Here is a 9,743-nt window from a genome sequence, read left to right as displayed (position 1 = left end):
ATGCAAATGAAATTCCCTGGCCAAGAAAGATGATAAAAGCCAAAAGCACTCCGATACTTGTTTTTAAGTGCTTTCTACATAAATTTATTATTTTTAATATTATTTTTTTCATTATAAAGTTTGCTAGCTCTAGTAAAATATAATTAATAAAATTTATTTAGAAATTAAGACAAATTTTGAGGTTGGTACTTATTATATTAGATTTTAGGTTTAAATGATAGTCTATTTAATTTTTCTGAGTCTGAGCCTGATATGGTTGCTTATTTTATTCATAGGACCATATTTATATACTCTTGGAAATGGTTTTGAGTTTGTTAGAGAAGTCTATTATCAAGTATTTCACATAATCTGTCATCAAAAACCTGAAAGATCTTACCTTATCTGGGGATATCAAATGCCTGTGTGTGTAAGATGTTTTGGAATTTATCTTGGAATATTCTTAGGAGCCATTATTTATCCATTTTTTAAGAAATTTAGCAATACTGATATTCCTAAATTCAAATATTTATGGTTTTTTCTAACACCATTAATCGTTGATGGACTTTGCCAGACATTAAGTTTATATGATAGTCCTCATTATATGAGACTATTTACAGGCATTCTAGCCTCTGGAGGGCTGGCTTTCTACTTTTTACCGTTAATTAACCAAATCTACAATAAACTTAAAAACCCATAAGCCAATTATAAGTAAGAAATAAGTAGTAAATATTTTAGAGAATCATAATAAATGAACTGTTTTGTCGGCTTGTTCGGCATCTTATCAATTATGTGGTCAAAAAATTACTCAATCATATCAACTCTTCTTTGATGCCTACCGCCCTCAAACTCGGTTTCAAGCCAGACTTTAACGATATCACATGCCACATCTGGACCAACAACACGACCACCTAAAGTTAAGATGTTCGCATTATTATGAGCCCTACTCATTCTTGCACAGTATGTATCGTGGCAAGTGACAGCCCTAACTCCTTTTATCTTATTCGCAGCAATTGCAACACCAAGACCTGAGCCACAAATTAAAATTCCTTTTTGATAAGCATTATTGGCCACAGAACTTGCCACTTCCCTGGCAATTACTGGATAATCAATAGATTCATTGTTATATACACCAAAATCTTTAAACTTATAACCATTTTTTTCAAGGAATGAGATTATTACTTGTTTTAATTCAAATCCACCGTGATCTGATCCTATAGCTATCTCAAAATTTTCCATTTATAACCCCTCAATTAAAATCTAAATCAATTATAACAGTTATCTAATAAGTTAAACATCAATAGCAATTGCTCCTTGCCTTAATATTTTTATATTCCCTGATAAATCTACTAATACAACCGTTGATTCTATACCTTTAGCTGAATAACCATAATCATCCAAAATATAATCCACTTTATCCCCAATGCTTCTTTCTGCTTCTGATTTTGATAACGCGGCTGGTTCTCTAGATAAATTAGCGCTTGTGGTCGCTAATACATGGTTCTCAACGGCATTATCAAGAAGAGACAGAAATGGAGGACAATCTGGAATCCTTATCCCAATGGTATCACCACCTGAAGTTAAATAGAAAGGTGTATTTTCACTTTTTTTGAGCACCAAAGTTACCGCTCCCGGCAAATATTTACCAATTATTTTCCATGCGATCTCTGGTATTTCAGCAACATATGGAACTAAATGTTCGATTTTACTTCCTAATAATATGAGCGGCTTATTTTCAGAGCGTCCTTTAATTGAATAAATTCTGTCAACTGCTAATTCATTATCAATAAGACAACCAATACCCCAAACTGTATCTGTAGGAAACGCTATAACTCCATCCTTCTTTTCCAAAGAATTATGGATTTTTATAATTTCTTTATGTGAAAGTTGAAAATTATACATAATTTGTAATATTATGACAAAATGTTGACATGTAATAATTATATTTGTAATATACTCTGAACATGGGATTAACTCAAAGGACTAATACCAATTAAAGTAAAAAATCTTATTGAAAATTGGTACAAAAATAAACAATTGGCAGGTTAGCAAATTAGTCTAAAGAAACAATTTTCCATGGGGCGTTGGCGCAGTTGGTAGCGCGCTTCAATGGCATTGAAGAGGCCACGAGTTCGAATCTCGTACGCTCCAATTTAGCAGCTCTCTCGCTGAAAAAATTTAATTCCATTCTTAACGGATTCTTAGTGTTTTATGCAAAATATTTTACTAACAGTTGACAGTAAGACTCTGTTGTTTTATAGATTTAATGAGAGTGCTTTTGTTTAAATTAACTTTATTACATGAATTTCCAAAACAAAAACAACAAAACGCATACATAAGGAGGAAAAGTGCCAACAATTAATCAGTTAGTTCGTAAGGAACGCGAAAGAATCACAGAAAAGACAAAGTCTCCAGCTTTGACCAATTGCCCTCAAAGACGTGGAGTATGCACAAGAGTTTATACAACTACACCTAAAAAACCAAACTCAGCCCTTAGAAAAGTAGCCAGGGTAAGGTTAACAAATGGTTTTGAGGTTACATCATATATTCCAGGAATCGGACACAACCTGCAAGAACACTCAGTTGTTCTGATTCGTGGAGGAAGAGTTAAAGATTTACCAGGTGTGAGATATCACATCATCCGTGGTACCCTTGATGCTGCTGGCGTTAAAGGCAGAGCTCAAAGCAGAAGCAAGTATGGCGCAAAGAAAGAGAAAAAATAATTAAGAGGATAAATCAATATGTCACGTAGAAATAAACCACCAAAAAGAGTCCCATTAGCAGACCCGCTTTATAATAGCGTTGATATTGCTAAGTTTATAAATAGATTAATGAGACGCGGCAAAAAAAGTGTTGCAGAAAGAATTTTCTATACAGCACTCGATAGAATTAAAGAAAGAACTCAAGAAGAACCTTTAGAAATATTTAATAAAGCTTTAAAAAATGTTACTCCTCTTATAGAAGTTAAAGCTAGAAGAATCGGTGGATCCACTTATCAAGTTCCTATTGAAGTTAGAACTGATCGTGGTATTGCTCTTGGTTCCACTTGGCTTATTAATGCAGCAAAAACAAGAGGCGGCAAATCTATGACTGAAAAACTCATAGCTGAAATATCAGATGCTGCTAATGGTGTTGGCAGTGCTGTTAAAAAAAGAGAAGATACTCATAAAATGGCTGAAGCCAACAAGGCTTTTGCTCACTACAGATATTAGTTTGCCCAAACAAGCTATAGTTAAACTGATAATTTAAGTATATTTTAATACTAAAATATACTTAGGTTTTATATATGAGTTTTTAATAAGTTTAAAAATAATAAAATACATTAATTTCTCAATATTACATTATCTTAACAAGGATATTACCCTATCAGGTAAACGATTTTACTTTATTTTATGGATAAATTTTTGGCATTCAGTAAATTTTTTATTTTTTCAGTTTTTATTGATTATGAGGTAAGTTTAATTTTTTAGAAGGGATATACATCGTGGCTAGAAAAACACCTTTAGAACAAATTAGAAACATAGGAATTGCAGCTCATATAGATGCAGGTAAGACTACAACAACAGAAAGAATTCTCTTTTACACTGGCTTTACTCACAAAATGGGTGAAGTACATGAAGGAACATCTATCACTGACTTCATGGAGCAGGAAAGAGAACGTGGTATTACAATTACATCAGCTGCGGTAACAAGTTTTTGGAAAAATCACCAGATTAACATTATTGATACTCCTGGACACGTTGACTTCACCGTTGAAGTTGAAAGATCATTACGTGTTTTAGACGGAGTAATAGCTGTATTCTGTGCTGTTGGTGGAGTTCAATCACAGTCTGAGACAGTATGGAGACAGGCAAACAGATACAAAGTACCTATAATGGTATTTGTTAACAAAATGGACAGAACAGGCGCTAATTACTTTAGAGTTATTGATCAAATTAGAACAAGACTCCAAGGAAACGCTCATGCTATCCAAATTCCAATAGGTGCTGAAGATCAACTAAAAGGAATCATTGATCTGATTTCACAAAAAGCATACATTTATGGCAATGATATGGGCACAGACATTCAGGAAGGAAGTATTCCTGAAGATATGGCAGATATGGTTGCTGAATACAGAGAAAAACTCATCGAAGCTATTTCAGAAAACGATGATGAGCTAATGATGAAGTACCTTGAAGGTATAGAAATCTCTGAGGAAGAGCTTAAAGAAGGCTTAAGAAAAGCAACAATATCTAACAAGCTCATTCCTGTAACCTGTGGTTCTGCATTCAAAAACAAAGGCGTTCAGTTATTACTTGATGCAGTAATAGACTACTTACCATCCCCGTTAGATGTACCTCCAATAACCGGAATAATGAAAAATGGGGAAGAAGCAGTAAGACCAAGTGATGATAATGAACCATTTGCAGCTCTGGCATTTAAAATTATGACTGACCCATACGTTGGTAGATTAACATTTATCAGAGCATATAGCGGAACTTTAGCATCAGGAAGTTATGTATTAAACAGCAATACTGGCAAAAGAGAAAGAATTAGCCGTATAGTACAAATGCAAGCTGATACCAGAAATGAAGTAGATGAAATCTGTGCTGGTGATTTAGCAGCGGTTGTAGGTTTAAAAGATACTACAACTGGTGATACATTGTGTAGTGAAGCTAGTCCTATAATTTTAGAATCAATCGAGTTCCCAGAACCGGTTATTTCAGTTGCAATTGAACCAAAAACAAAGGCTGATCAGGATAAATTGTCCGTTGCACTTGGCAAATTGGCTGATGAGGATCCTTCATTTAGGGTTAAAATTGATCCTGAAACAGGTCAAACAATCATTTCCGGTATGGGAGAATTGCACCTTGAGATCATTACCGACAGACTTTTAAGAGAATTTAAGGTCGGTGCTAATGTGGGTAAACCACAAGTTGCTTACAGAGAAGCTATTACCAAAGCTGTAGAAGCAGAAGGTAAATTCGTAAGACAATCTGGTGGACGTGGTCAATACGGACACGTTAAACTCAAGTTAGAACCCCTTGGAAAAGGTACAGGCTTTGAATTCGAAAACAAAATTGTCGGCGGAGTTGTACCAAAAGATTACATCCCTGCTATTCAAAAAGGTGTTGAAGAAGCACTCACAGGCGGTGTTATTGCCGGTTATGAAGTTATAGATATTAAAGTAACTTTATTTGATGGTAGTTATCACGAAGTAGACAGTAGTGAGATGGCTTTTAAAATTGCTGGAAGTATGGCAGTCAAAGATGGTGTTAAAAAAGCTGGACCAAATATACTTGAGCCAATGATGAAAGTCGAAATTGAAGTACCTGAAGACTATTTAGGTGACGTTATCGGTGATTTATCAGGCAGAAGAGGCCGTGTTGAAGGTATGGAAGCAATTGAAGGCACCGGATTACAAAAAATCAATGCGCTGGTTCCTCTTGCTGAAATGTTCGGTTATGCTACAGACATACGTAGCAAAACTCAGGGACGTGGCACATTCAGTATGGAATTCTCCAAATATGAACCTGTACCTAATAACATAGCCGAAGGAATTATCGGTAAATGCAGCGTATAATTCAATAACAATTTCATAATTTAAAAGCCTCCCTAAAGGGAGGCTTTTCGTCATTTAAGAAAAAATCTGAAAAAATCTTATACAAGAGAAGCAATTTAAAATGGTTTCCTGTTTTATTATATATAGGGCAGTTTTATTTTAACATTTATTTTTAGAAGATTTTTATTAGAATTAGATTGGGAGGAAGAAATTATGTCAGATTTAACAGTAAAACCAACTCAACGTAACTCACAATATTTTAGGGCAAATAATGAAAAGGATCTAGATAGAGAATGGGAGATCTTGTATAATCAATCAAAAGGTCCCGATTTAATTTATGAAAATATAAGTAAATGCTATAAAGCTACTGACGATGTATTTGAAACAAAATGTAATCAAATAGAAGCAAGAATGAAGGCTAATCAATTAGAAGAACGGTATAGGCTAGAAAAAGAACAAGAAATAATTTCTGAAAGATTAAAGATTTATAAAACACTTAATGAAAATATGAAAAAAATGTTTAAATCAATTCAATAAAGACTAAAAACAAATAAGAAGGTAATTTACCTTCTTATTTGTTTTATAAATCTCTATTTGTAATGGGACAAGTCTTTAAGGTGGTTAATACTCTTACGTTATCTCCCCAGACACAAACTTCTGAATTATTTCTGTAGTAATCACATTCCTTACAGTTTAATTCCAGTGACTCCACTCTTTCTTTCTTCTTGCTTTTAACATATTCCTGCAAGGTCGGAATGTAGGTTACTTTTCTTTTCATGACATATCCCTCTAGAAAAACGAGTAACCATGAAATAAGTGCCACGTAATTTTCCGATAAAACACAGTAACACGCAGCACTCTAATTATTTTGCGCATATAATTAAGACAATTATACTTCTACAAATTAATTTTGACAATAGTTGTCTAAATAAATTAATCGCTGTTAACAGCAATATTTAATCTTTTTTGATGTCCTGATTCTGCCTCAAATAAATCACCAACACAGCAGGCAATGGCTTCACATAATCTGTCCATATTTTCATAAGATGGTTGTGTTCTACCATTTGCCCATGAATAAACTGTTTGTTGAGGCAGTCCTAATTCCTTAGCTAATCTGTAGAGGCTCCAGCCTTTTTTCTTCCTAGCTACTTCTTTAATCCGAATTTTCAGCGTCTTCACCTACTCTCGCAATATTACACACTTACTAAATCAAATAAGTTCAGTTATAATAAACTTATAACTAGTAGACATTTACGTATACCATTATACACATAGTGTAATTTTTTATATATACATATGGTAATTTTTCATCTTTTTGTACTAAAAGAAAGACATAAATTGTTTTTTAAAAAATACACCAGATATATTTTCAATCAAACTAGTATCAAAAATCCTCAATTTGCTGATGCATGACTGGCTCTCATTCAAATAAACGAAAAATTATGAACTTCTAATATATTTAAACTAATAAATTTATTTTTAAAATATATGGTTCTTAAAATAGATTTTGCCTCAAAAATACGTATTATTTGAATTAGAAGGGATTCTATTGATAAACAAAAATATTATCAATAGACTAAATAAATACTAGATATAGATATTGTTCTAGACAAAATAAATCAGTAAAATAAGTTAAAAAATTGGGTAATATCCATTACCTAATTTAAGTCATCGACTATGGCTACGGAAACAGATAGACCTAATTTAAAGCTATCAGGTTGTAGCATTATTGAATTTTGTTAAGTCAAGAGGGTAAATCAATGAAAAAAGCTGTGATCTCATTATTTTGTTTATTTTTAATAACTGGATCTGCTTTTGCAAAAACAACACAAAACAACTTAAAAATAGGAATAACTCAATACAAACAAGGAAATTATATTGGTGCTATGCAAACTCTGCAGGATGTAGTTGCTAAAGACCCTGGTAATTCACTTGCTCATTATTACCTTGCTATAGCTTACGTAAGAGTAGGAAAAATACAAGAAGCAAGACAAGAATACCAAAAGGTAACCTCACTTAATCCAAGCTCAGAGTTGGCTTTCTATGCTAGTACAGGATTAAAGCATTTAAGTTCGATTTCAGAACCAGCAAGTACAAAAGCTACTGCAAAACCTGGTACTGAATTCCTGCCACCTCCACCAGAATTGACACCTGGTCCTCCAATTTCAAGAACTCCTACACAAAAATCTCAGGATTTTATGTCTGAACAAGCAAAAAATACACTTATAGAAAAAAATATAAATTCTATAATTAATAACGCCAATCAAAATGGTTCTGTCCCACCTGAAAAACTAGATAAAGTCGAAAAAATGATAAAACAAAAATCAGAAAACGCTACTCCTTCCAATGAAGAAATAGCTGAAGCATTAAAAACTTTGTCTCAAGCCGGCATGAATCTCAATTTAAACCCTTCACAGAATTTAAATCCAGAAGCAATGCAATTAAATATGATGATGGGGTTAATGGGCGGGAATAATAATATGAACAATAATACGAATAACAACCCTATGAACATGCTTTCTCTTATGATGATGTATCAAAACCCTGAAAATGCTAAAAACATGGATCCTCAACTTATGGAAACTATGATTAGCGGCATGATGATGCCAAATATGTTTTCTGTGACCAATAGTAACGACAATAACAATTATTAACCATTGATATCCAAGTATAGAATCACATTAAATATAAATAACTATAAAATGTAAGTGAATTATTAGGACTTTAAAGTAGAAAAATTATGAAGCAAATAATATCCAAACTTAAACAGAATTTTAAAATTTTAGCCACATCTTTTGGTGTCTTAATATTGATAGTCAGTTTCTTTGTTTTTCAAAATGAAAAACCAACTTCTCTTAATGGAATGTTAAAACAAGGTGAAAAATATACGAAAGAAGGAAAATTGTCGCTGGCTCTTGAGCACTATATCCGGACAGCAAAATCTTTCCCATGGAGTTATGAGGCTCATATGCACCTCGGCAATACACTATTACAGGTCAAAGAACCACAAAAAGCAAAAATAGAATATTATAGAGCAATAAAGCTTAACTATAGCAAAAAACATGACGCTTATTTTACACTGGCAAATATTTATGTCTCTGAAAATAATTTTAAGTTTGCGCAGGAAATTTTAAATCCAATAAAAGATGTCCCAAATAAAAAGGCCTTAGAGCAAATAGGAGATTTTTACTATAGCTGGGGACATAAGTTAATAAGTGATAATGACTTTGAAACAATTAGAAAATATAGAGAAGCATATGAATTTTACAAAAAAGCAGATAGTAAAAAAATAACCAGGGCAAGAAAAACTATAGAAAAAGCATACTCTCAAATAGCAGATAAGCTTGTTGCTGATAAAAAAATATCTGAAGCTATAAACATTCTTAATTTATCCATAGAATTTAGCAATAATGCTCTTGCTCACTATAAACTTGCCAAAATATACGAAACCAGGAATGAAGAATTGGCATTAAGTGAATATGAAAAAGTATACAAAAAATTAAGGGCCTCTTGTCGTTTTGATAGTAGTGGATATGTTAATTTATTAACTAAAAAAGCAGATATGTATAAAGCAAGAAGAGACGCAGCTCAAACACAATACTATTATCATCTGGCAAATAAAGTAAGCTTAACTACCCAAATTCCATATATCACAGATAAGCATATTATACTTACCTTAATATCAGCAAGATATAACGAAAATATAGATAGAGACACTGTAATACCAGGTATAAGCTTTAAAATAATGAATGTTAGCAAAGCAAAAGTTCATTATTTAAAGGCAAAAGTTGTTTTCTCTGATAATGAAAAAATCTGGAGTGAAGAGATTATAAGAATAGCAGAACCAGGTTCACCTATGTTGCCAGATGCAATAACTGAAACAATAAATATTTATTCCACAACTCCTATGCTCCACGTATTTGCAGATCATGATATAAAAGTACAAATATATCTCTCACAAAGTGAGCCTGATAACTGGAAATTATATAGAAATTTCTACTTTGAGGGACAAGTTGGCAGCACAATAGTAACAGAAGATTAATCAAGAACGGTATTTTATCCGCTGTCCTTACCTGAAGCTGCCGAATTTTCTCTATTTTTCCAGAAACAGGAAAATCCATATTCTTTTCTCATATTACAGGGATTATGCATTAAATCGCCAAGTAACTTATTATTATAGGATTTTGAGGATTTAGTTTTAGCAAAAATTTTTTGAAAAATTGAA

11 protein-coding genes, 1 tRNA gene and 1 pseudogene (1 of these 13 running past the window's edge) are annotated in these 9,743 nt (G+C 32.7%); 8 read left to right on the top strand and 5 right to left on the bottom strand.

Annotation, left to right across the window (positions count from 1 at the left end):
- Positions 1 to 112 (bottom strand): annotated as a pseudogene (locus A2255_10745) (hypothetical protein) (it extends 746 nt beyond the left edge of the window).
- Between the two features lie 102 nt (positions 113 to 214).
- Between A2255_10745 and A2255_10740 the strand changes: the two are divergent.
- The gene (locus A2255_10740) at positions 215 to 676 is read left to right on the top strand and encodes a hypothetical protein (protein OGI21077.1); all 462 of its coding nucleotides are present in this window, start codon (positions 215 to 217) and stop codon (positions 674 to 676) included.
- Positions 677 to 780: 104 nt separating this feature from the next.
- Here A2255_10740 and A2255_10735 read toward each other — a convergent pair whose 3' ends face one another.
- Positions 781 to 1,215: a ribose 5-phosphate isomerase B gene (locus tag A2255_10735; GenBank protein ID OGI21076.1), complete on the bottom strand. Its 435-nt coding sequence runs from the start codon at positions 1,213 to 1,215 to the stop codon at positions 781 to 783.
- A gap of 51 nt (positions 1,216 to 1,266) precedes the next feature.
- Positions 1,267 to 1,878: a threonylcarbamoyl-AMP synthase gene (locus tag A2255_10730; GenBank protein OGI21075.1), complete on the bottom strand. Its 612-nt coding sequence runs from the start codon at positions 1,876 to 1,878 to the stop codon at positions 1,267 to 1,269.
- A gap of 176 nt (positions 1,879 to 2,054) precedes the next feature.
- Between A2255_10730 and A2255_10725 the strand changes: the two genes are divergently transcribed.
- The 5 genes from A2255_10725 to A2255_10705 all read left to right on the top strand — a co-directional run bounded on the left by A2255_10725 (position 2,055) and on the right by A2255_10705 (position 6,055).
- Positions 2,055 to 2,127: transfer RNA gene (locus A2255_10725), tRNA-Ala, on the top strand.
- Between the two features lie 197 nt (positions 2,128 to 2,324).
- On the top strand, positions 2,325 to 2,699 hold the full coding sequence (locus A2255_10720; GenBank protein OGI21074.1) for a 30S ribosomal protein S12: 375 nt from the start codon (positions 2,325 to 2,327) through the stop codon (positions 2,697 to 2,699).
- An 18-nt stretch (positions 2,700 to 2,717) separates the two neighbouring features.
- Positions 2,718 to 3,188: a 30S ribosomal protein S7 gene (locus tag A2255_10715; GenBank protein OGI21073.1), complete on the top strand. Its 471-nt coding sequence runs from the start codon at positions 2,718 to 2,720 to the stop codon at positions 3,186 to 3,188.
- A gap of 272 nt (positions 3,189 to 3,460) precedes the next feature.
- A complete protein-coding gene (locus tag A2255_10710; GenBank protein ID OGI21072.1) occupies positions 3,461 to 5,539 on the top strand; it encodes a translation elongation factor G in 2,079 nt (692 codons plus the stop codon).
- Between the two features lie 192 nt (positions 5,540 to 5,731).
- The gene (locus A2255_10705; protein ID OGI21071.1) at positions 5,732 to 6,055 is read left to right on the top strand and encodes a hypothetical protein; all 324 of its coding nucleotides are present in this window, start codon (positions 5,732 to 5,734) and stop codon (positions 6,053 to 6,055) included.
- 43 nt (positions 6,056 to 6,098) lie between these two features.
- On the opposite strand, the gene A2255_10700 is transcribed toward A2255_10705, so the two are convergent.
- Together A2255_10700 and A2255_10695 are read right to left on the bottom strand one after the other, a co-directional pair.
- Positions 6,099 to 6,296, bottom strand: coding sequence for a hypothetical protein (locus A2255_10700; GenBank protein ID OGI21070.1), 198 nt, complete (start codon positions 6,294 to 6,296; stop codon positions 6,099 to 6,101).
- 155 nt (positions 6,297 to 6,451) lie between these two features.
- Complete coding sequence (locus A2255_10695; GenBank protein ID OGI21079.1) at positions 6,452 to 6,688, bottom strand: hypothetical protein; 237 nt, start codon at positions 6,686 to 6,688, stop codon at positions 6,452 to 6,454.
- 590 nt (positions 6,689 to 7,278) lie between these two features.
- On the opposite strand from A2255_10695, the gene A2255_10690 reads away from it, so the two are divergent.
- Together A2255_10690 and A2255_10685 are read left to right on the top strand one after the other, a co-directional pair.
- Complete coding sequence (locus tag A2255_10690; GenBank protein ID OGI21069.1) at positions 7,279 to 8,172, top strand: hypothetical protein; 894 nt, start codon at positions 7,279 to 7,281, stop codon at positions 8,170 to 8,172.
- Between the two features lie 86 nt (positions 8,173 to 8,258).
- Complete coding sequence (locus A2255_10685; protein ID OGI21068.1) at positions 8,259 to 9,560, top strand: hypothetical protein; 1,302 nt, start codon at positions 8,259 to 8,261, stop codon at positions 9,558 to 9,560.
- The last annotated feature ends 183 nt before the right edge of the window (positions 9,561 to 9,743 follow it).

It is taken from the genome of Candidatus Melainabacteria bacterium RIFOXYA2_FULL_32_9, assembly GCA_001784615.1.
Classification (GTDB): Bacteria; Cyanobacteriota; Vampirovibrionia; order Gastranaerophilales; family UBA9579; genus UBA9579.
The sequence above is the reverse complement of the archived record's forward strand: the minus strand, read 5'-3'. Positions and strand labels throughout refer to the sequence as shown.